At 49.7% G+C, this 22,159-nt stretch carries 21 protein-coding genes; 10 read left to right on the forward strand and 11 right to left on the reverse strand.

From position 1 onward, the window contains the following. Positions 1–42 precede the first annotated feature (42 nt). Complete coding sequence (locus tag H6G89_RS35435) at positions 43–405, forward strand: sensor histidine kinase (protein ID WP_375539717.1); 363 nt, start codon at positions 43–45, stop codon at positions 403–405. A gap of 95 nt (positions 406–500) precedes the next feature. On the opposite strand, the gene H6G89_RS33345 is transcribed toward H6G89_RS35435, so the two are convergent. Together H6G89_RS33345 and H6G89_RS33350 are read right to left on the reverse strand one after the other, a co-directional pair. Then, on the reverse strand, positions 501–3,020 hold the full coding sequence (locus tag H6G89_RS33345; protein ID WP_190514320.1) for an ATP-binding protein: 2,520 nt from the start codon (positions 3,018–3,020) through the stop codon (positions 501–503). A gap of 163 nt (positions 3,021–3,183) precedes the next feature. Continuing rightward, a complete protein-coding gene (locus tag H6G89_RS33350) occupies positions 3,184–4,128 on the reverse strand; it encodes a hypothetical protein (protein WP_199337095.1) in 945 nt (314 codons plus the stop codon). Between the two features lie 636 nt (positions 4,129–4,764). Here H6G89_RS33350 and H6G89_RS33355 point away from each other — a divergent pair. After that, the gene (locus H6G89_RS33355; RefSeq protein WP_199337096.1) at positions 4,765–6,609 is read left to right on the forward strand and encodes an ABC transporter ATP-binding protein; all 1,845 of its coding nucleotides are present in this window, start codon (positions 4,765–4,767) and stop codon (positions 6,607–6,609) included. A 17-nt stretch (positions 6,610–6,626) separates the two neighbouring features. Here H6G89_RS33355 and H6G89_RS33360 read toward each other — a convergent pair whose 3' ends face one another. The 5 genes from H6G89_RS33360 to H6G89_RS33380 all read right to left on the reverse strand — a co-directional run bounded on the left by H6G89_RS33360 (position 6,627) and on the right by H6G89_RS33380 (position 10,197). Further along, positions 6,627–6,791 carry a hypothetical protein gene (locus H6G89_RS33360; RefSeq protein ID WP_190514321.1) on the reverse strand — a complete coding sequence of 55 codons (165 nt, stop codon included), beginning with the start codon at positions 6,789–6,791 and terminating at the stop codon, positions 6,627–6,629. Positions 6,792–6,976: 185 nt separating this feature from the next. Next, the gene (locus tag H6G89_RS33365) at positions 6,977–8,269 is read right to left on the reverse strand and encodes an L-lactate MFS transporter (protein WP_190514322.1); all 1,293 of its coding nucleotides are present in this window, start codon (positions 8,267–8,269) and stop codon (positions 6,977–6,979) included. Positions 8,270–8,642: 373 nt separating this feature from the next. Further along, positions 8,643–8,831, reverse strand: a complete 189-nt coding sequence (locus H6G89_RS33370) for a hypothetical protein (protein WP_190514323.1) — start codon at positions 8,829–8,831, stop codon at positions 8,643–8,645. A 47-nt stretch (positions 8,832–8,878) separates the two neighbouring features. After that, positions 8,879–9,652, reverse strand: coding sequence for an ABC transporter ATP-binding protein (locus tag H6G89_RS33375; protein ID WP_190514324.1), 774 nt, complete (start codon positions 9,650–9,652; stop codon positions 8,879–8,881). A gap of 14 nt (positions 9,653–9,666) precedes the next feature. Beyond that, positions 9,667–10,197 carry a hypothetical protein gene (locus H6G89_RS33380; protein WP_190514338.1) on the reverse strand — a complete coding sequence of 177 codons (531 nt, stop codon included), beginning with the start codon at positions 10,195–10,197 and terminating at the stop codon, positions 9,667–9,669. 812 nt (positions 10,198–11,009) lie between these two features. Between H6G89_RS33380 and H6G89_RS33385 the strand changes: the two genes are divergently transcribed. The 4 genes from H6G89_RS33385 (at position 11,010) to H6G89_RS33400 (ending at position 14,456) form a co-directional block, all read left to right on the forward strand. Then, positions 11,010–12,071: a sulfate ABC transporter substrate-binding protein gene (locus H6G89_RS33385; RefSeq protein ID WP_190514325.1), complete on the forward strand. Its 1,062-nt coding sequence runs from the start codon at positions 11,010–11,012 to the stop codon at positions 12,069–12,071. Positions 12,072–12,188: 117 nt separating this feature from the next. Then, the gene (gene cysT / locus H6G89_RS33390) at positions 12,189–13,052 is read left to right on the forward strand and encodes a sulfate ABC transporter permease subunit CysT (protein ID WP_190514326.1); all 864 of its coding nucleotides are present in this window, start codon (positions 12,189–12,191) and stop codon (positions 13,050–13,052) included. Next, the gene (cysW, locus tag H6G89_RS33395; RefSeq protein WP_190514327.1) at positions 13,042–13,923 is read left to right on the forward strand and encodes a sulfate ABC transporter permease subunit CysW; all 882 of its coding nucleotides are present in this window, start codon (positions 13,042–13,044) and stop codon (positions 13,921–13,923) included. Before cysT ends, cysW begins: the two co-directional genes overlap by 11 nt. A 248-nt stretch (positions 13,924–14,171) precedes the next feature. Continuing rightward, entirely contained in the window at positions 14,172–14,456 is a 285-nt protein-coding gene (locus H6G89_RS33400) for an NIL domain-containing protein (protein ID WP_190514328.1), read from the forward strand. Positions 14,457–14,553: 97 nt separating this feature from the next. Here the strand turns inward: H6G89_RS33400 and H6G89_RS33405 are convergent, their stop codons facing one another. The 3 genes from H6G89_RS33405 to cobS all read right to left on the reverse strand — a co-directional run bounded on the left by H6G89_RS33405 (position 14,554) and on the right by cobS (position 16,847). After that, on the reverse strand, positions 14,554–15,201 hold the full coding sequence (locus H6G89_RS33405) for a response regulator transcription factor (RefSeq protein ID WP_190514329.1): 648 nt from the start codon (positions 15,199–15,201) through the stop codon (positions 14,554–14,556). Positions 15,202–15,564: 363 nt separating this feature from the next. Continuing rightward, entirely contained in the window at positions 15,565–16,029 is a 465-nt protein-coding gene (locus tag H6G89_RS33410; protein ID WP_190514330.1) for a (2Fe-2S) ferredoxin domain-containing protein, read from the reverse strand. A 53-nt stretch (positions 16,030–16,082) separates the two neighbouring features. Further along, complete coding sequence (gene cobS / locus H6G89_RS33415; RefSeq protein WP_190514331.1) at positions 16,083–16,847, reverse strand: adenosylcobinamide-GDP ribazoletransferase; 765 nt, start codon at positions 16,845–16,847, stop codon at positions 16,083–16,085. A gap of 539 nt (positions 16,848–17,386) precedes the next feature. On the opposite strand from cobS, the gene H6G89_RS33420 reads away from it, so the two are divergent. Then, positions 17,387–17,845 carry a hypothetical protein gene (locus tag H6G89_RS33420; protein ID WP_190514332.1) on the forward strand — a complete coding sequence of 153 codons (459 nt, stop codon included), beginning with the start codon at positions 17,387–17,389 and terminating at the stop codon, positions 17,843–17,845. 10 nt (positions 17,846–17,855) lie between these two features. Beyond that, entirely contained in the window at positions 17,856–18,974 is a 1,119-nt protein-coding gene (tgt, locus tag H6G89_RS33425) for a tRNA guanosine(34) transglycosylase Tgt (protein ID WP_190514333.1), read from the forward strand. 199 nt (positions 18,975–19,173) lie between these two features. Here tgt and H6G89_RS33430 read toward each other — a convergent pair whose 3' ends face one another. After that, positions 19,174–20,409 (reverse strand): DUF4336 domain-containing protein, encoded by a 1,236-nt coding sequence (locus H6G89_RS33430; RefSeq protein WP_190514339.1) that lies wholly within the window; start codon positions 20,407–20,409, stop codon positions 19,174–19,176. 247 nt (positions 20,410–20,656) lie between these two features. Here H6G89_RS33430 and H6G89_RS33435 point away from each other — a divergent pair, with 247 nt between their 5' ends. Further along, positions 20,657–21,292: a DNA-3-methyladenine glycosylase gene (locus tag H6G89_RS33435; protein ID WP_190514334.1), complete on the forward strand. Its 636-nt coding sequence runs from the start codon at positions 20,657–20,659 to the stop codon at positions 21,290–21,292. 357 nt (positions 21,293–21,649) lie between these two features. Further along, complete coding sequence (locus H6G89_RS33440; RefSeq protein WP_190514335.1) at positions 21,650–22,018, forward strand: hypothetical protein; 369 nt, start codon at positions 21,650–21,652, stop codon at positions 22,016–22,018. The last annotated feature ends 141 nt before the right edge of the window (positions 22,019–22,159 follow it).

Raw genomic sequence — 22,159 nt, forward strand, 5'->3', positions numbered from 1 at the left:
CAGGGGTCAGTTGGTATGAGGCAAAGTCGGCGATCGTACGGGATGCCATTCGAGCTTATTTGGCTGCTCCTCGTTTCGTTCTTCCAACTGCGTAAGTCCTGTACGATTACAGCAACGGTTCAACGTTCTGATAGGTCAGCCCCTTACCCCTGGATGATGCTGGAAGTTTGCAATATGGGGGTCACGATTTCGCTGGAGGAACAGGAACGAATTTTTGATCCGTTTTATCGAATTCCTCAGAGCGATCGCTGGAAGCGAGGCGGAACGGGGTTAGGACTGGCACTGGTTAAGAAATTTACCCATTTACTGGGGGGGCAGATCGAGGTCAGCAGTGCATCCAACAGCGTGTGTTTTTGCATCGTTCTACCGATGAAAGAGGTCGAGGTTTCCTCAGACGAGTGGTGAACTGAAGCACGTCATTATCTAACAATTTACTAAAGCGGAAGTTGAGCGATCTGGGTGGGGTTGCCACAGTTATCTACCCCTGCGGTTTTTGGGTGTTAAACCGATTTAGCACCTTGCTGTTGAATGGGAAGCTCGATCACAAATTCTGTGCCTTGATTGGGATTGGAGAAACACTCCAGTTTGCCACCGTGTTTTTCCACGATGATTTGGTAGCTGATGGATAGTCCCATGCCTGTGCCTTTCCCGACTGATTTAGTGGTGAAAAAGGGGTCAAAAATGCGGTTTTTGATGGCGTCAGGGATGCCGGGACCGTTATCCGCGATCGCCACCTGAATCCAATCAGAAGCCACGACAGATGTACGAATGGTAATGCAGTTGGGATTAGCTGTAATCTCCTGATAGCTGCGTGTGGCGTTAGCTTCATCCAAAGCATCGATCGCATTAGACAGGATATTCATGAACACCTGATTTAACTGTCCTGGATAACACTCCACCATCGGCAAGGAGTCGTAGTTTTTGACCACGATAATTTCTGGACGCTGGGTATTGGCTTTGAGGCGGTGCTGCAAAATCATCAGAGTACTGTTAATGCCGCTGTGGATATCAACTGCTTTAACGTCCGCCTCATCGGTGCGGGAAAAGGTGCGCAGTGACAGCACAATGTCGAGAATGCGCTCGGTGCCAACCTGCATCGAGTTGAGCAACTTCGGCAAATCTTTTTGGAGAAACTCCAAATCAATCTTCTCGGCTTCTGTCTTAATCTCTACATTGGGGTCAGGGTAATGCTTCTGATACAACTCAATAAACTTCAGTAAGCCCTCCACATAGCTTTGGGCGTAGGCAACATTGCCGTGAATGAAGCTGACCGGATTATTAATCTCGTGAGCGACTCCGGCAACGAGTTGCCCCAAACCCGACATTTTTTCTTGCTGCACCATCTTTAATTGAGTGCGCTGGAGTTCTTGCAGCGTTTGCTGGAGATTGCCAGATAGTTGCTCCGCTCGCTGGCGGGCTTCGTTAACGGCGACAATTTGAGGAAAAATTGTCCAACAGGCGATCGCCACTCCGATAAAGGACAGGACTAGAATCAACACCACGAGGGGATCAGCACTTAATGTCGCGGCACTCCGGTCAACCAGCGTACTGCCAGACCAACTTAAGATGGTGGCTCCACAGATGAACAGGATCAGCACAAACACCTGTAGGGCAATAAACCCTCGGAGCGTCTTTTGTTGGCGATCGCGCTGCAAGGGGTTAAACCACTGGGGCAGTTGGAGCGGATAGGGAATTTTCCGAATCAGCCTGTCTATAATCATCAGGGCGATCGGCAGCAACAAACCAACCAGCAAGTTGGGTAGACCCCACGCCAATCCTCCAACGATCAGAACGAGACACTCTACGACACACAGCCCAAGCGATAACCAGGGAAAAAACACGTTTACATGGTGACGCTGTTGCCACAGTCCCCAGTGTAGGACGATGAAACACACAAACCAACTCACCCCTGTAATCATCACAATTTGATGGACATCGTCCCAAACTAGCCACACCAGGCTCAAGATGAGGGTGAGCAGCAAGCCAGGGGCAAATACTCCCTGTCGGGACGTAACCCCAAAGATTGGCGAGAGGTGATGATCTCGCGACAGTTGATACAAGATGCGGGGGCAAATCGCAACGGCAGTTGCACAGGACAACAGACTGTTGGAAACTACCAGAAATGTCACCAGGGATGAAGCAGACTGTCCCCAAAATGATTTAGCGGCAGCTAATAAGCTGAGGAAGGTGTTGTTGCCCAAATCCGGTTCGGGTGCCAGATGTAGCAACACCCAGGAACCCCCAACATAAACAATTGGGATCAGACCTGCCGCAACCAGCAAACTCTGGAGCGTTCCAATCGGACGCTTACTGTCTGCCACAAAGACCGATGCGGTTTCACAGGCGTAGAAGGCATAGGTTCCACTGAGATACCATTTGGCCCACCCCTGAAAGGAGAAAGTTGAGCCGCTGTCGGGCAAGAGGCTAAACGTCGTTGATGAGGCGATCGCCGCATGGCTCCCTTGCAGGCAAAACGTCAGGAGAAAGCCGACGGCGGGTAGCAAGAAGACAAGGTGAAGCGTTCCCAGGGCATGGCTACCACTAAACGCGACGATGAATGCCAGAACGGTAAAGCCAATCCGCAAAACGATCTCAGGCAATCCAATCCCCAGGGGTTCCAGGATCGCTGTGATCAAGTCGGAGAGAATGATGGCGTTAATGGGCAGAACCGCAACCCAACTAATGAAGTAGCCGATCGCCGCATAGCTCGTGAGTTTTGGATAGTCTTTTAGCAGATGGGTCACATAGTTTGGCGTACCCCCTGCCACATCGGGAAACCGTCGTCCTAACGCTCTGACCTGGAGATTGATCAAGACCCCAATGATCGCACCCGGAATCCAGACCCACATGGCCTGACTGCCTAACTCAGCCTGGGTACCGGGTGCGACTCCCATCCATAACAGTAGCCCAGTCAAACCAAAACCCCACGTTTCAACGAGGCTCAGGTTACGGGGTAATTGAGTTGGGGACGAGTTTGACAGTCCTGGTTCAGAGGAACCAGTATTTAAGCTCTGAAGCATCGCTAGAGTTCATATACAGGGTTAAACCCAGAAATAAGTGGTGCGGCAGACTTAACCCTGAATGATTCTTATTTATTATCCAGTGAATTTAAGAGCTTAACCTGTATACGTACTCAGCTTGGTCTTACAGATAACAAAACCCTCTGTGGCTCTTTCTAAGTCCCTACCGTTCAACGGCGGTTGTGGCTGCAACTTTTGTCTCACTGTCTATTGGTTTTGGAGCCAGCCACAATGCCAGATTTTTCACATAGGCTTTGATGTCGTTGAGCTTTTCTGGCTCCCGTTTATAGCCATCTCCGGCAGGTTCCTCAACAAAGCTGGGGCAACCTTTGTCGATATCCCAGTTGTAATCAACAAAGTGGTGGAAGGTGGACTGTGCCACAACCCGACCAAGGGTATTGCCTTGAGCATCCTGGGTGCTGTCATTGGCGACGATGAGGTTAAAGGTACACCCACTGACTTTGCTCGTTCCCAGAGCAATCACGCGGGCTGAGGGATGGTCTGGAGCGACCCCCACACCCCCCTCATGGGGATGGGCTGGGAAGTACTGAATTGCTCCAGTGGGGGAGTCTGGATTCACCAGCAATTCATGCAGAGGTTCCACAGGTTGAATGACTTGATAGTCGCCGTTGCTGCCGGAGTGGTAGTTGGGAAAGGAAATCGTTGGAGTGAAGGTGTCGTCTGCTCGACAGCGATCAACATCAGGGTCATTCTGGCGGGTGTTGAAGTAGTGGAATGCGCCGATCGCCTCTAGAGCACACATAGAAATGCCCATGTCCTGATGGTCACGGGTGGTTAAGATGCCCCCTCCCTGACGATGAAAGCGAATAATGCCCGCACAATCGCCAACGCTCAACCCATCTCCGACATCCAACGCAAACAGCCACAATTCATCGAACTGCGAGCGATCGAGGTTGCTCAAAATGGGGTCGTTACCATCTGCATCGGGTTGGCGATCGCGAGCGGTAATCTGACACAACGGATTGCCCTGCTCATCTTGCAGCGACTCCAGGTATCCCTGTAACAAGGAAAATCGCCAGATACTCCAATCTTCCTCCACCGTAGGCAATGTGGTTTGCAGCAAAATCCGAATGGGTCTAGTCACCATGGTTCTCTCCAGTGCAGAAATGTGAGGGTGTTGGATCGAGATGAGGTTCGTAGAAGCGACCAGGTAAATTCTGGGCTAACAAAAATTCACAGTAGCATTCCTGTGAACCCCTGAATACTAAACGATTGGTTAGGACGTGGGGGAATAGGGAGAGGCGCGATTTATCGCGTCTGCAAGGGAAATGGGGAATAGGGAGAGGCGCGATTTATCGCGTCTGCAAGGGAAATGGGGAATGGGGAGAGGCGCGATTTATCGCGTCTGCAAGGGAAATGGGGAATGGGGAGAGGCGCGATTTATCGCGTCTGCAAGGGAAATGGGGAATAGGGAGAGGCGCGATTTATCGCGTCAAGATATGAATTTTGGAGGGGCGTTTCGCGAAACGCCCGTACAGGGGTGGTCAGTTTTTGAGAATCCTATCCGTATTCAGCCAAGCCTGAAGTTGATATCAAGATTTAGGAGGGGTTTGGCAATGCCAAACCCTTACAGGGTTCTATTGAGTTCTCCAGCTACTCAACGCACACAAATCCGGTTATCAGTGTCTATGCTGAGAGGATTAAGAGGATCAATCGCAATCAGGGGAGGTGAAGTGGTGACAGTTGAATTGGTAACGTAATTGTTTTTGTCATCATTCACCTCATGGACGATCGCAAGCTTCGCAAACTCACAAAATCTCAATCCAGCCAAAAAGCCCGATTTTGGGCAATGATGGCAAATACGCCTCGCCTGTTGCGCCTGGTTTGGAATGCCGCTCCGCTCTGGTTGCTGCTGACGTTAGGGATCACGCTGATCGGTGCGTTAATTCCCGTTGGGCAACTGTATGTCAATAAATTAATCGTGGATCAGGTGGTTGGGGCACTGGAGCAGGCAACTCCAGACTGGCGATCGCTGTTTATTTTGATTGGGTTGGGGTTGGGGCTGACCTTAGCCCAGGGTGGGGTGACACAGGGCAGTTCCTATGTGTCTCAAGTCCTGAGCGATCGCTTCACGCTCTACAGCAATGACATATTGCTGCGGCAAGCCGTTCGCCTCGATCTAGCTCATTATGAATTACCTGCGTTTTATGACACGCTGAGCCGTGCTCAACAGAGTGGCAGCAGTTACCCAGTACGAGTGCTCAACACGCTCATGACGGTGGTCGGGCAACTGATGACGCTGGCAGGGTTACTGACGCTGTTGCTCAGTTTTAATCCGATTATTTTGGTGTTGCTGATGCTGACCTCGCTGCCTGCCTTTTGGGTCGGGGTTCAGTTTTCGGGTCGGCGGTTCTGGATGTTGCGCCATCAAACTGAGAGCGGGCGCATGGCAGATTACTTGCAAAAAGTGTTGTTGGGGCAGGCATTTGTTAAAGAGGTGCGGCTATTTAACCTGGGGGATTACCTGCTGAGCCAGTGGCGCACAATTCGACTGCAATTTAACCAGGAATCAGAAGCCTTAGCGGCTCAACAAGCCTCGGCTCGATTTGGCATTGCGCTGGTGGCAAACCTGAGCTTTTATGGTGCCTATGCCTGGGTGGTGGTGCAAACCGTTCGCAAGGTCATTAGCGTTGGGGATTTGACCATGTACTCCGGCGCGTTTCAGCAGGCGCAAAACGTCATGCAAAACCTGCTGTTGAATGTGGCGTTGATGTATGAGTCGAATCTGTATGTCTCCCAATACTTTGAGTTTCTCGACCTTGAACCTCAAATTGTGAACCTACCTGTTCCACAAGCCTTTCCCAATCCGATTCGGTCGGGGCTGACTCTGCGAAATGTCACGTTCACCTACCCCGATGCAGCGGAGCCAACGCTGATCGATCTCAGCCTGACGGTGAAACCCGGTGAAAGTATTGCGCTGGTGGGTTCAAATGGTGCTGGAAAAACGACGCTGTTAAAGCTGTTGACCCGTTTTTATGACATTGATGCTGGTGAAATTGCGATCGATGGAATTCCTCTACGGGAACTGAACTTGAACGATTTGTGGCGTAATGTGGGCGTTGTCTTTCAAGACTTTGCTCGGTATAACTTAACAGTGCAGGACAACATCGGCTTTGGAGATATTCGACAACGCGATAACCTGGAACGCGTTGAAGGAGCCGCGATCGCCGCTGGAGCCTCTGAGGTGATCGCCAAACTAGAGCAGGGATACAGCACAATCCTGGGTAAGACCTTCACCGATAGCACCGAGTTGTCGGGTGGACAGTGGCAAAAAATCGGGCTGTCTCGTGCCTTTATGACCCCAGCCCAAATCTTGATTTTGGATGAACCGACAGCTGCACTGGATGCGATCGCCGAGTATGACCTGTTTCAACGCTTTCGCCAACTCACTCAGGGCAAAATGACCTTTTTGGTCAGCCACCGCTTTTCTACAGTGCGGATGGCAGACCGCATTGTCGTGTTGGAGCATGGACGAATCGTAGAAGTGGGCAGTCATGAAGAGCTAATGCAACAGGGTGGACTCTATGAGCACATGTTTCGATTGCAAGCCTCCAGTTATGAGCTTTAACGGTGAGTGAGGGAGGATCAAAGTTTGGTGTTGTTGATCCTAATGTAATGTGAATTCGGGACAAGGATTTCGGCGGTTAAAACCACCGCTATCGGAGCAAAACCGACCTGCATCGGTTCGTCAAATCCTGCCTTTTCCGGAGTCCGCGTCGGCGGACTTCGCTCTGGTAGCCGCGAATTCATTCGCCGGGCTCTTAAACAGAACTGATACCAATTTGAATTGGCTTCGCTGCACAGGATTCCGTAAGGGCGTTTTGCGAAACGCCCGTACAGCGGAGGTCAGTTTTTTGAGAATCATATTCGTATCCAGCAACGCTGATCAAAGTTTTAGGTTTCAAGTGCGTAAGTTCTACCCTTTGAACAAGCGATTAGTTACAAGATTCCTCATGCAGGTTCTCACTCAGAACAGAGCCTACTGTAGAGCTTTCTCGTTTAAGCAAAATGGAGGACACAATAATGCCAATTATTGCCAAAACTGCCATCGGATAAAACACATAACTGTAGGTTCCAAATAAATCGCGAATACGACCCGTCACTAAGGTACCAACCAAAGCACCAACACCATAAGCTGTAAAAACAATGCCGTAGTTTTGAGCATACTGGTCCGGGTTAAAGAAGCGAAGCGTAATGGTTGGAGCCATTGCCAACCAACCCCCCAGACAGAACCAAAACAGGCAAAAGGCGACGAGATAGGTGGTGACCTGTCCAGTTTGAGCATTTGCCATCAAGATACAGGCAATCAAGATCAGCACATAGGACAAAAGCGCGACATAGTGAGGCTTGAAGCGATCGCTTAACCAACCAAACAACGGACGACTCACCCCGTTAAACACGGCAAATAAAGAGACGCTGCGAGCAGCTACGGTTGGATTAATATCAATGATTTCCTGCCCGACTGGACTAGAAATGCCGATCGCGCTCAATCCCACCAGGGTGCCGATCGCATAACAGATCCATAGCCCATAAAACGAGCGGCTTTTGAACAGGTTCTGAGGGTAGGTTTGGGTTGCGATCGCTGTGGAATCTGCAACATTCTGCCGAGGATGCCACCCCTTTGGTGGCAACTTCATCGTCAGGGCAATGGTTAAAATAATGGCGATAAAAGCGATCCCAAGAATGCGCAGGGTCGGTCGAACGGTGTAGGCATTAATCAGATAGTTCGTGAGGGGCGCGGTAATAAAGGGTGAAAGCCCAAAGCCAACGATTGTCAACCCCACCGCTAGTCCCTTCTTGTCAGGAAACCAGCGTGATGCGACAACCATAGGAACGCCATAGGCAATGCCAACTCCGATTCCAGCAATCACGCCATAGGTGAAGACTAAAACCCCAATGTGGGTGGCAAAGCTTGAAAGAATGTAGCCCAATCCGACAACAATTCCTCCGATCGCTGTTGTGACGCGGGTTCCAATTCGAGGAATGTAAAAGCCTGCGATCGGCATTGTTGCAGCATAAAAAACCAACGCAAAAGTAAACGGTAAAAGACTTTGAGTTGCACTAATGGCTAATTCTGTTTCTAGGGGAGTTCTAAAAATGCTCCAGGAATACACACTTCCTAAGCAAAGTAAAATCATCATCCCCAAAGGAATCAGAAACCATCTGCCTTGATCAGCAGGTCGCCCCAAGACCGTGACTTTGGAATCAGGATGAGTGGTTATGCCCATAATCCTCCTGAAGGATCAAAAACTAAATTAGGCATGCAAGGAGAGAGTGGCAAAGCTGCTTGTCTTGCTTGGCATACTTTACTTAGCTTTCCCTTCTCAGGTTGTATAGAGATAGCCAGAATGTATAGCTGCATTCAACCTGGCTCGGCAAAGGAGCTTAAGCCCCTTGTTCATCAGGGGCTTTGAATGGTTCTAATACCAATTTGAATTGGCTTCGCTGCACAGGATTCCGCAGGTAGTGTTTCAGATCTGTTGCTACTAACCCCCAGCTGTCGCCGTTCCCCTTGGTAAGGGGGACTACAGGGGGTCTTACAGAGGTTATCAACAGGTTTGGAACACCACCGATTCCGTAAGGGTGTTTCGCGAAACGCCCCTACCCAACATCTTGTTCAAAGCCTCGGGCAACTTCCGCATCCACCGATTTGGCAAATGCTTGAACAGACTCATCGTTCCACTGATAGGGAAACACGATCGCCCCACGATGATTAGCAATCTCAACACAGGTCGAAAACGACAGGACATCAACGATGATCACCACATCACTGATAGAAGTTAACTGCAAAATTTCCTTTTCGCCCTACTCACACCGAACCTCAAATCGACTTTCCCCTATGCCCATTCCTGCGCTTCCTGTTCCTCTGCCTGCACCAGTCGCTCCTTTAGCTCCTGCCAATCGATCTGGGATGCGGAGGCATCCTGCAAGAGTGCTCCCTGTTGAAGATAGAGGACGCGATCGCCAAATTGTTTTGCCAGGTCAAGTTGGTGATTCACCATCAGGATGGCGGTACCGCGTTGCGCCAGTCGAGTCAGGACTTGCATGAGGTATTCCCCCCGTCCGGCGTCGAGAGCCGAGGTCGGTTCATCCAGCAACAGCACCTTGGGTTCTGTCATCAGAGCACGGGCGATCGCCACCAGTTGTCGTTGCCCGACAGAGAGTTGAACTTCAGTGCGATCGAGCCACTCCACAGGAATGTGCAGTTCCTCCAGCCAAAAATCGAGTCGCTGTTTGCTCACAGAGGGAGCAATGCCACGGAGTTGCAGCGGATAGGTCAACGCTTCCCGTACGGTCATGCCCAGCAACTTTGACTCTTGCAAAACGAGGATGATTTGCTGTCGCAATTGCAGGACTGGGACTTGTCGGATGTCGCAGTTCTCCAGATAAATCGTGCCCTGACTGGTATCACTGAGACGGTTGAGCAAGCGTAATAGGGAGGTTTTGCCTGCTCCAGAGGGGCCAATCACCACCAGGCGATCGCCCCGCATGACTCGAAACGAAATGTCGTTGAGAATGGTTTGCGACCCAACACTTCCTTGAAAGCTGACGTGCTCTAGTCGCAACTGTTCTACCATGGAGGGTTGAGCAATGGGAGAACGGTTTTGCATCGTCAGATTTGCAGCTAAAGGGGCGGTTGGTTGTTGACAGTCCAGATTGTCCAGACATCAATTAAAAGTAACCCAACGGTAAATAGTAACAGAATCAGGTACATCCACGGTTGAGCCAATGGGCGCACATCGGTTGTGTCAATGCCTGTTTTCGCCTGCACATAGCGGACTAAACGGGCAAACCCCGCTACCCGCATGGGCAACAAGAAGGCTTCTCCGTTTTGGCTGAGAAAGTAATAGACTAAACCTCCCTGCCCAGTCGATCGCGGCTTGAGGGCTTGTACGTCTTGCCATGCCAAAAACCACCCTCGCCGAAACAGAGACGGCACCCAACTCGGATAGGTCACCTGAATGCCCTGCTCATTGACGATCACCCGTTCCGTAAGAGCCGCATACAGTGCCATTGCCCCGATCGCCATCCCCACCACCAGTAACGTGGGAGATACAGGGGCTTGAGTGACACTCGCCAGGAAAGGCAGTGGCAGTGTCAACGCGAAATACAGAGATAACAACGTTAAGCGAATCAGCGGCGATAGACGAAACACATCCTCTGCTGGAAGAGACGCTGGTGATGTACTCGAAGAGGATGATTCAGACTGAGAGACAAAAGTAGGTTCCACGGTGTCGAAAGAAAGGGTTAGGAATGGGAACTAAAGTAAGTTCGATATTCGGCAAGAGGCGGGTTTTGCCGTCAAATCCGTTTCAAAGTGCAGATGGGTTTACTAAACTCGCCCGTACAGTTTGTGGATTGATGAAATCCACAGTCCTTAGTCTCAATTGTTAACCATTATTAAGACATTGTCAGGTCAAGTCTACGGTTAATGGTCAATTGTTGATGGTCAATTGTTGATGGTCAATTGTTGATGGTCAATTGTTGATGGTCAATTGCGGCTTACATATCCCTGATCACTGACTATGGTTAATGGTCAATTGTTGATAGTCAATTGTTGATGGTCAATTGTGGCTCACACACCCCTGACTCCTAACCATTGACTCCTAACCATTGACTCCTAATCATTGACCATTGACCATTGACTCCTAACCATTGACTCCTAACCATTGACTCCTAACCATTGACTCCTAACCATTGACTCCTAACCATTGACCATTGACTCCTGACGATTGACTCCTAACCATTGACCATTGACCATTGACTCCTAACCATTGACTCCTAACCATTGACTCCTGACTCCTGCTCCCTAACCATTCCCCATTTATTTATCCCTTTTCCCTACCGATTAACCGTACATTATTTAAAGTAAGAAATGATATTTCGGTGTATGATGTATCCCATTGGCGATAAGGACACTATCCCTATCGGCCAACCGTAGATTAATTCAAACCCAAGGAGAGCATAATGCTTGGCAGATTTAGGCTTCGTTCGTTGAGAGGCTTTTTGTCTTTATTTTTAGTGGGAGTCGGCTTAACCGTGGCGATCGCTGCCTGCTCTCCTGGTACCTCTAGTTCTGGATCTGAATCTAAAGAGCGGGTTGAGCTTACCCTCGTCTCCTATGCGGTTACTCAAGCAGCTTATGAGGAAATCATTCCTTTATTTACTGAAAAGTGGAAGACAGAGCATAACCAGGAAGTTACCTTCAACCAGAGTTATGGTGGGTCTGGCTCTCAAACTCGTGCGGTGATTGACGGTCTGGAAGCCGATGTGGTTGCGCTGGCATTAGCCCTCGACACGAAAAAGATTGAAGCAGCAGGGTTGATTCAACCCGGTTGGGAAACAGAAGTCCCTAATGACTCGATCGTTCATAAATCTGTTGCGGCTCTGGTGACTCGTGATGGTAACCCCAAAGGCATTCAAACCTGGGCTGACCTGGCAAAAGATGGCGTTAGTGTGGTTACAGCCAACCCTAAAACCTCTGGTGGTGCTCGCTGGAACTTCCTGGGTGTGTGGGGTTCTGTAGTCCAGACAGGCGGTACGGAAGAGCAAGCTCTCGATCTGACCACTCAAGTCTTTAAAAACGTTCCTGTGTTGACTAAAGATGCTCGCGAATCAACCGATGTGTTCTTTAAGCAAGGTCAGGGCGATGTGCTGATCAACTACGAAAACGAAGTGTTGTTAGCCAAGTTGAACGGTCAGGAACTGCCCTACGTGTTGCCTGATGTAAACATTTCTATTGATAACCCCGTTACGGTAGTGGATGCCAACGTTGAAAAACATGGCACTCGTGAAGTAGCCGAAGCATTTGTCCAGTTCCTCTTCACGCCTGAGGCTCAGCGTGAATTCGCTAAAGTTGGGTTCCGTCCAGTAGATGAAACGGTTTCTGAAGAGTTTGCAACTCAGTATCCCAAGATCAATACCCTATTCACAGTGGCTGACCTGGGCGGTTGGGATGAAATTCAAACCAAGTTCTTTGAAGATGGCGCAGTCTTTGACAAAATTCAGTCAGAGCTGGGCAAAGCCTAATTCTGATACTGTTTCTCAAGGGTGGGTTGGTTAATCTCCTGAGAGGAGAGTGATGCCCTCAAGCGGGAAAGCTCTTCTCTCATTCCACCCAGTTTTTCTGTCTTACTTTATAAATCCATGGCTGCTTCTCCTTCTGCTGTTCCTAATTCCAAATCTGATTCCCAATCGTTCTGGTATCGGTTGACCCATCTTTCCACCCCGTGGAAGGTGACCTGGGTTTACCTCAGTCTGATGTTGTTTGTACCTGTAATCGCGATGATGCTTCGCGCTAGCACGGTAGGACCCGCTAAATTTTGGGAGATTGCCACCAGCGAGATTGCCCTCTCAACTTACAACGTGACTTTTCTCACCTCGCTGGTCGCGGCAGCTATCAATGGGGTCTTTGGCACACTCATTGCCTGGGTACTGGTGCGCTATGAGTTCCCAGGTAAACGCATTATCGATGCGGCGGTTGACTTGCCCTTTGCGTTGCCGACATCGGTGGCGGGGCTTACGCTGGCTACGGTTTACAGTGATAATGGTTGGATTGGGTCACTCTTTGCTCCCTTTGGCATCAAAATTGCCTTTACCCGGTTAGGTTTGGGGGTAGCAATGATATTTATTTCGCTGCCATTTGTAGTGCGGACGCTGCAACCCGTATTACAGGAGATGGAGAAGGAAGTGGAGGAGTCAGCCTGGTGTTTGGGTGCTTCAGCCTGGCAGACTTTCTGGCGAGTCATTTTGCCACCGTTAGTGCCGCCGATTTTGACGGGGGTGGCGTTGGGTTTTTCTCGCGCCGTTGGTGAATATGGCTCAACGGTGATTATTGCGGGCAACGTCCCCTTTCAAGATTTGATTGCTCCCGTGTTGATTTTTCAACGACTAGAGCAGTATGACTATGCAGGAGCGACGGTTATCGGTACGGTGCTGCTGCTCATTTCATTGGTAATGCTATTGGTGATTAACGTGTTACAAGCGTGGGGACGTCGCTATGACCACTGATTTGACTCAATTTGGCGATCGCGCTACCTCTACTTCCAAAGCTGGAGTCCCTGCCTCTGACAAGCCCTGGATCAAGTGGTTGTTAATCGGTATCGCCATTCTCTATCTGGTGCTGGTGCTGTTTATTCCAGCCCTTAACGTTTTTGTGCAAGCGTTTAGCCAGGGGGTTGGTCCCTTCTTTCACAACCTGGTGGAACAGGATTTTCTGTTTGCGGTCAAGTTGACGCTGATCATTGCTCTGATCGCTGTGCCGCTCAACACTGTCTTTGGCTTGTGTGCTGCCTGGGCGATCGCCCGTCACCAGTTTCCCGGTCGTACGCTGCTGCTCAGCATCATCGACATTCCCTTTGCTATTTCTCCAGTGGTTGCAGGCTTGATGATTGTTCTGCTCTACGGACGCAACGGTTGGTTTGGTCCCTTTTTGCAAGCCAATGACATCAAAATCATCTTTGCCGTGCCGGGAATGGTGCTGGCTACAGCGTTTGTCACTATGCCCTTTGTAGCGCGTGAGGTGATTCCGGTGCTGGAAGAAGCCGGAGTTGATCAGGAGGAAGCCGCTAGAACCCTGGGTGCAAACGATTGGCAAATCTTTTGGCGTGTCACCCTACCCAACATTCGCTGGGGGTTGCTCTATGGGTTGATTTTGACCAATGCTAGAGCGATGGGTGAGTTTGGGGCGGTGTCAGTTGTGTCAGGCAACATTGCCGGAAAAACGCAAACTCTGCCGCTGTTTGTAGAAGAGGCGTATAAGCAGTATCAAACGCCTTCTGCTTACTCTGCTGCTGTGTTGTTGGCTGGATTGGCGGTCGTCACCCTCATCTTGAAGGAGATCCTAGAGCGCAAGACCCGCATCAAAGATGCTGCTGAATAGACGTTAGACACTGGGTTTGGATGGCGTAGGAAAATGCCCAAGCTGTTTCAGAAACCCAGTGTCCGGAAGGAACCAGTGTTTGGAGCTATAGCCGTAGCCACATTTGATGGGGCTGAGGCGAGTCGGAAAGCTCCCTCAGGATCAGGGTTTGACCCAGTGCCTTTGTCCTGAGCTTTCTGAAGCCTGAAGCCCTTTTGAAGGGGGACCTGAAAACTTCATTTACCAATCAGCTCTTAAGGAGGTGCCCAGTGACCGAATCAACTGAGACTGATACTCGCATAACCCAGACCCGAATTCGTATCCGCATCCCCAAAACCTATCATCAAGAGCCAGTCATCTCACGATTGGTATCTCATCACGGAGTCACGATCAACATCACCGCTGCTCTACTTGGAGCCAATGCCCGCGACGATGGTTGGTTTGACCTGGAATTGCGAGGTCAGGGGAATCAAATTCAGAGTGCGTTAACCTATCTCAACGAACTCGACCTGGAAGTTTGGCAGGGAGGCGACCAGGAAAATGATGGCTGGTAGATCGGACAGGATGAACGGTGAAGGATTAGGCAAGCGTGATTGATAGTTTGCCACTTCTTCTCTTATCCTTCAGCCCTCATCCTTTATCCTTCTCAATCTATGCCATGCTATTTTCGATCGCCCAGCGTGCTAGTTCAGTCCGGTTATGTAAACCCGTCTTACCCAGCATGTTACTGACGTGACTTTCAATGGTGCGTTGGCTAACATTTAACTCTTCAGCGATCTCGCGGTTTGCCATGCCTCGCGCCACAAATTGCACCACGCGCAACTCAGTTGGGGTCAACTCTACATCAAACGGCACTTGAATCTTGGGTCCACCTTCTCCACCTTTGTCCTGCCGTTGAATCAGGCGAGAAGCTTGCTTTAATGAAGACTCTACCTGAGCCACCAGTTCTTCTGGCTCAAACGGCTTCACCATGTAGACATCTGCCCCAGTATTCAAACCTTTAACCCGATCCTGGCTCTGCCCTTTTGCTGAAAGAAACAGAACGGGAATCCAACTGGTTCGAGGATCTTTTCTAACATGCTCAACCAGAGAATAGCCATCCATTTGTGGCATCATCACATCGCAAATGATCATGTCAGGCGTTTCTTTTTGCAGCACTTCTAGTGCTTCCTGACCATTTTCTGCTGTGATAACCTCATAACCACGAAATTCCAGATAATCCTTAACTAGCAAAATTAGATTTGGATCATCGTCGATTAACAGTAACCGTTTATGATCGCCCACACTGGTTTCCTTCATGCCCTATCACTCGCCATGTTCAGCCGACAGTAAGACCTGTAAACATGATATCCAGTATTTTTCCATACGACTGATTTATCTTGTTTACTTCGATTTCTCTCAACACTCTTTCAGCACCAAGATATTGCATCAGGAGTGGAATTACTCAATTTGTCAAATCTATTCATGATGCAAGCCCTACAGGGTTAAGCTTTCCTTATTTAAGGGGGAATTGAGTCACATTGATGGCTTACCCCTAATCGCAGATTATATCTACTTTTTCAATAGTTGGTAGGAATTGCATTGATAGTCTTTAAAGGGATGTTTAGCCAGCCTCTACATTGACTCTAATCAATGCTAAAGAGTTAAAAAATTGGGTTTTTTCTATAGATTTGTTTCAGGAGCGATCGCCTCGTTAGAGAGATGGGTTGACGTTGCATCTGGAGTTTGAGGCAGCGGATGGATGAGAAAAGCGTATTCCTCCAAAATTTGATTGTTAATGAGATGGGTTTGAATAATCTGCTCAATGACCTCTGGCGTGGCACTGTGATACCAGACTCCATCAGGGTAGATCAGGAGAATCGGACCCTGTTGACAGACGCGCAAGCAATTAGCTTTCGTGCGAAAGATAGAGAATGGGTGATCGCTTGTAGGAACGTCGAGTTTGAGTTCCTTGAGTCGTTTTTTGAGATAGTCCCACGCGATTAAACTCTCTGCTTTATCGCAACATTTCGGCACAGTTTGGTCAGCGCAAATAAACACATGCCGTTGAATGTGGGGAATCCCAAGGGTATTGGCACAGTTGATGAGAGCGTCTTTGGTGGGAGGAACCGTCGTGGAATCAGTCATGGGTGGAATGATAGTTCATTGTGAATCGTCAACGACACACTTAAAGCTTATGTTTAATTCACCACGGTTAACCCCACCAGTACGATCGCCTCTGTCCATTCGACGGTTGCACCGTAGGTGTCTCCCGTGTGACCTCCTAGCTTGTGATGAAACCAGGCAGGGATAAGCAGGGCGATCGCCCCTCCCAAAATAGCGGCACTCAACGACCACTGCCAAGACAACCCAACCTGTGAGAATAGGACACTAAGGGCCAGTAACCCCACTCCACTGGGAAGGGTATACCAGATTGAGGGGAGTGCCTTTTTGTGAAACGCTCCTTTGCCCGTCGGTTTGAGATAGGGATAGCGGGCGATCGCCACCTGTTGTGCCCACCGTCCCCACCCTGCTGTGAGAATGAGCGCAGGAGCAGACATGGGTTGGAGTTCTGTAAGAGCCGTGACCTTGAGCAAGATCAGGGCGATCGCTGCCATTGCACCAAAGGCTCCCGTCGCACTATCGGTCATCACGGCTAATCGTCGTTGAGGGTCTTGAACTGCCAATCCATCAGCAGTGTCCATTGCGCCATCGAGATGTAAACCTCCGGTGATCCCAACCCAAGCGAGTACAACTACAGCACTACGTACGAGGGTAGGCATATTGACTGCCCAAAGCCCCCAATTCAGCAGGGCAAGGAGGCTACCGATGAGCAGACCAACCCCCACGATCCAACGGGATACCCACTGAAACTCCAATGCCCCATGGGTAGGAACGGGCAAGACGGTGTAGAAGGCGATCGCTGCGACTAACTGAGCCGTCCATGAGTTGAGATGGGCAATCATGTTGTCTTACGATCCTTGCTCTTCTTGGAGGTGGAGCCTTGACACAGGGCTCTCCACGCTCCTGAGGATAGACTGAAATTACTTATATTGGGCTAGAAATATACCACAAATATAATTAAAAAGGTTCAGCACCTTGGCTGAATTTCTAAACTCCGCTTAGCGTCATAATTATGTTTTCCACTTAAACCTGAAAATCAAAAATCGCTGTAGGTCGTTCAGGCACTAATTTTCCGTGAATTCTGTGGGAGATTTATCTAATTATCTAAGATAGTATTGTCTCATGCACTACTGAATATGGTTGTTATACAACTGGGTTCGGCAGAGCTGACAATTCTTTGAGGTAAGTCGCTGATATGTCTTTAAACCCAGCTTTGTCCTGAAGTAGTGCATTTACCTCAGCATGATTAACTAACTACTCGTTCCGCCAGCCTCAAGTTTTTTCCTTTAAAGACTGGGTTGCAGACCTGAAGTTCCATTCTTTTGATTTCTCCAACAACATTACCGGACCTAATTTCTCAGGTCATGGCTTTGTCATTACTATGAGTCACGATCAACTTTCTGGAAACACGAAGCTGCCCGCACCTTGCATTGTTGACGCAGGTATTGTGATTAACAAGCAAGATATGCAGCGATTACTTTCCGACCTCAATCGGGTTCGCTACTGCTACCTTCAAGACGGCACCCTGCTCAGCGAAAACGAAGGCTGTGTGCTCGACGTATTTTCCGACCCACAGCGATCAACCTTAGTCGCCAATCACACACTTTACATTAATGTTCACAGTTTTGATTATTTAGAATTGAAACAATCTCCTGATCAGGAGGCGTGGTTTGATCTGGTTCAAGACAATCGTCAACTGCGTTTGATCCCTTTATCTAATCCCTTACAAGACCAAAGTAGCCGCACTTTGAATGCTGCTGCTCTAGAAGCCGTCGTTGCCGAAGTCCTCTCTGCTAGCTGGGATGTTCGGATTGATGACGAAGAAAATTTTTCGTTGTAGTGACTGACGCTTGAGTTCCAATTTTTCGTTTCAGCATCAAGCCCGTTGTAGCCATACTCAGGCGCGGGCTGGTATTTTTTCAACGCCCCACGGTTTGGTTGAAACCCCTCGGTTTATGCCAGTGGGCACTTTGGCGAATGTCAAAACAGTTACGCCACAACAGTTAAAGGCGACAGGCGCGCAAATGGTGTTAGCAAATACTTACCATTTGCATTTGCAGCCTGGAGAAGAGATTGTTGAACAGGCAGGCGGGTTACATCGTTTTATGGGTTGGGATGGACCGATACTCACGGATTCGGGTGGGTTTCAAGTCTTTAGCCTGAGCGAAATTCGGACGATCGCTGAAGAGGGAGTAACCTTTCGATCGCCCCGGGATGGACAAACGATTCACTTTACCCCAGAGCGATCGATTCAGATCCAAAATGCGTTGGGCGCGGATGTGATCATGGCATTTGATGAATGTCCGCCCTATCCTGCCAGTTGGGATGCCGTGAAAGCGGCGACCGATCGCACCTATCGCTGGCTAGAGCGGTGCTTTGCGGCTCACCAACGGGACGATCAAGCCCTCTTTCCGATTGTTCAGGGTGGCGTTTATCCGGATTTGCGCCACGATGCGGCTAAAGCTCTGGCGCAGGTCGAGGCACACGGTTATGCAATTGGTGGGGTGAGCGTGGGAGAACCCGCCGAGATGATCGAGATGATCGTCAAGACAACGGCTCCGCTGCTGCCTGCTAACAAACCCCGATATTTGATGGGGGTGGGGACTCACAGAGAAATGGTGCAGGCGATCGCTGCCGGAGTTGATCTGTTTGATTGCGTCATCCCGACTCGGTTAGCGCGCCATGGCAACGCTCTCGTAAAAGGCGTTCGCTGGAACCTGAAGAATAACCGCTTTCGCAAAGACTTTACCCCCCTGGATGAGCAGTGCCCTTGCTATACTTGCCAGACGTTTACTCGTGCTTACCTGAGCCACTTGCTCCATGCGCATGAAGTGTTGGGGGCGACGCTCATCTCGATTCACAACATCACTGAATTAGTCCACTTTACCCAACGAATTCGAGCGGCAATTTTGGGCGATCGCTTTTTAGAAGAGTTTGGGCATTGGCTAGCGGAGGGAAGTAGGGAGTAGGGAGTGGTTCGACAAGCTCACCAACAGGGGAGTAGAGGAGTAACCTACTTTTCCCTCTTGCCGATCTCATCCGAATGGAGTATGCCACAATCACCTGTCTGGTGGACTGTCTAGCGGGTCACGTTTCCCTACTATAGAAATTGAGGGGATGGCGTTGCGGGGGCGATCGCTATCCCCTCAACCCTTAGGGGTTTTGCATTTAGACCTTGTCTTGAGCGGGTGGCACAACACGAACCTGAGTTAGGGTTTGGCTTAGCTCATTGAGAAACTCAATATCATCTTTAGGTAACGTCCAGGAGCCATCACTCAGCAATCCTCGCTGCAACGGTTGCTTCTCAAGAAACGCAAATGCCTGCCGAAACTGTTGTGGAGTCGCGGCGATCGGTGCGTCAAAGTGGCAGGGAATAATTTGCTGAAAGTCCCAACTTGCCACTTGATTTGCCCAGGCGATCGTCTCTTTGGGGGCACGATTGAGAATCAACGCCTGCAAAATTGGGGCAACGAGTAACTGTCCATTGCGACTCAAGAGCTTGAAGGCAGCTTGCCAATCGGGTTTCCAACGAAAGGGAAATAGCCCAAAATAGGCTTTTTTGGAGCGATCGGGAGCCTTAAAGGACTCTCTCACGGCTTCAAGTAATGTTGGAGTCGCTAGAGCTTGCGGTTGAAAGTACAGAGCAAACAAGGTGACCCGATGCCAACCCTTGCGCCGATTAGCGGGTATATCTCGAACTGGATCGGCAGCACTGTCCTTGGCATGAAAGAGCAGCGGATAGGGGTCAAGCTGTACCACTTCTGGTGGCTCATCGGGGATAGAGACGATGGAATCTGTGACGAGTAACGTGTGCGATCGCCTGTGCAACAATGCCACTTCGCCAAACCAGCGTCGCCCCAAATCAACCGTCAACACGGCATAGTCAAACTCGTCGCTAAAGGGTGCGTCCTGGCTATTTTCGGGGAGAGTGTGGGTTCGCCCACGCGGAAACCCCAACCAACTCAGCGGCAAATTAATCGGAAAACTCCATTGGTTAGGAGCTACAAACACTTGAGCGTTTGGGAAGAACCGCGCAAAGGGACCAACAAATACCTTGTGCTCAATCCCCGAAACCGTTGGCAGAATGATGTACTTCACATCACCGTGTTGTGCCGTCAGTTCATTCAGCAAACGGATACACTCACGGGTAGGGGCGATCGGAGCATACACCAGCAATCCCCCTGACTCCAATCGCACCACTGTCATGCGAATCGGCACGACCACATAAAAAATGCCTTGAATCTGCTCAAACGTCCAGACCGTATCTTTTACGACCTCTTTGCGAAGCGTCCGGCGTTGGCTATAGGGATAGAGCGGCACCACAAACCAATATGACCATGACCACTCCTGAGGGTTGACATCCAGGTTGGGCAATTCTGGTTGTTGTATCTCTTGTGTTGTCATCGTCGCGATCGCATTCCACCGTATCAAAGTGAGTTTACACTACAGAGGCTCCTCTCCGAATCGGCGTGAATCAGGAGGATTACTCTCCAATTCTTAACGGTTTATGGTTCATGGTTTGTGGTCACGAGTTAATGCGAATATCAATTCCCAACAGGAGAACGACGGATAGAGGAGGGGCGTTTCGCGAAACGCTCCTACGAAATGCATACATTTAGATCAGCAACGCCAAATTTGGATTACCAGACCCGTGAATTTCAGCAATGCAATTGATGCCAGTTGGTTGAGCCGTCCCTCAACTCAAATTGCGCCTGACCTGATTGGCTGCACCCTCGTTCGCCAGATGCCAGATGGCATGACATTTCGGGGTTTGATTGTTGAAACGGAAGCCTACGAACCCAACGACCCCGCTATGCACGCTTATCGTCGGCGCACCAATCGTAACCAAATTATGTTTGGGGCAGCAGGTCGAGCTTATGTGTATCAGATCTATGGGTTCTATCACTGCTTGAATGTGGTGACAGACCAAGATGGTGTTCCCAGTGCAGTGCTGCTCCGCGCCCTGGAGTTGACACCCATTCCAGATTGGATTGACCCTGAACGGGAACCTAAGCCTCATCGAGTTGCAGCAGGACCGGGAAAACTTTGTCTGGCACTGAAGATTGATGTATCCCTGAGTACTACCGTGTTGCAACCGGGACAACCCCTCTGGTTAGAACACCGCACTCCCCAGTTTCAGGAGCAATTTGACCGGGGACAGTTAGCTCTGACACAAACGACTCGGATTGGTTTAACAAAAGGAGTAGACTTGCCCTGGCGGTGGTACTTGTCAAGCTCTTCTGCTGTCTCAAAGCGAGAAAAGAGAGGGCCCTCTAACGGGTATTAACAGCTGGGTGTAACCCGTGCTCAAAATAAACTTAAGCGTAAAAGTTTATACAATCTTTACCTCTCTCCAGTTTGTTTTTATTCTCCTGGGGGAAGTCTAAAATCAGGAGTTGTTTTGCACGGTAGCAGCCTACAGCAAGTTTCAATTGTGTATGCCACATCATTCTTTGACGTTGCCTGAATATACAGGCATTTGTTGTGGGGTACTCGTCTGAAAACCGCTGTATCACTGAATTCACTTTTGCTCCTTCACACTTCACTGGTGAATAGGGGTTTATGGTGTTTGTCCCATTCTCGATTTCAGTGCCTTGCGGACAGCCTCAATTAGCCTTCTCATTAATTGTTAGAGGATATAACGATGGTATTTCGGAATCATCAACGGACGTACTTAGTGGTGGCGGGTGTGATGTCGGCGATCGCCTTTACAGCCACGGCGGCTTTAGCTCAAAGTCGAGAACTGTGGATGTATAACGGTGATGCTACTGCTGTTGAAGGTTATTTCAATGCAGGTGAAAGCATTTATGCTACTTGTGATGCTGACTGCACCGATCTCGATATCACGCTCTATGACTCTCGCGGTAACGTCGTAGCACAAGACCTCCTTCCCGATGCAAACCCCATTGTCGTTGCTCCTAGTGCAGGCAATTACCAGGTTTTGCTCTCGATGCCCAGTTGCACTACAGATGCTGGATGCGCGGTATGGGTGGACTCAGACCAAGGTTTCTAACCCATCTCTCGGTTCCGTAAACACGATGGCTGCTCTCTAACAGGACTTACGCAGTTGGAAGAACGAAACGAGGAGCAGCCAAATAAGCTCGAATGGCATCCCGTACGATCGCCGACTTTGCCTCATACCAACTGACCCCTG

Origin of the sequence: Oscillatoria sp. FACHB-1407, assembly GCF_014697545.1 — a bacterium.
Lineage (GTDB): Bacteria > Cyanobacteriota > Cyanobacteriia > Elainellales > Elainellaceae > FACHB-1407.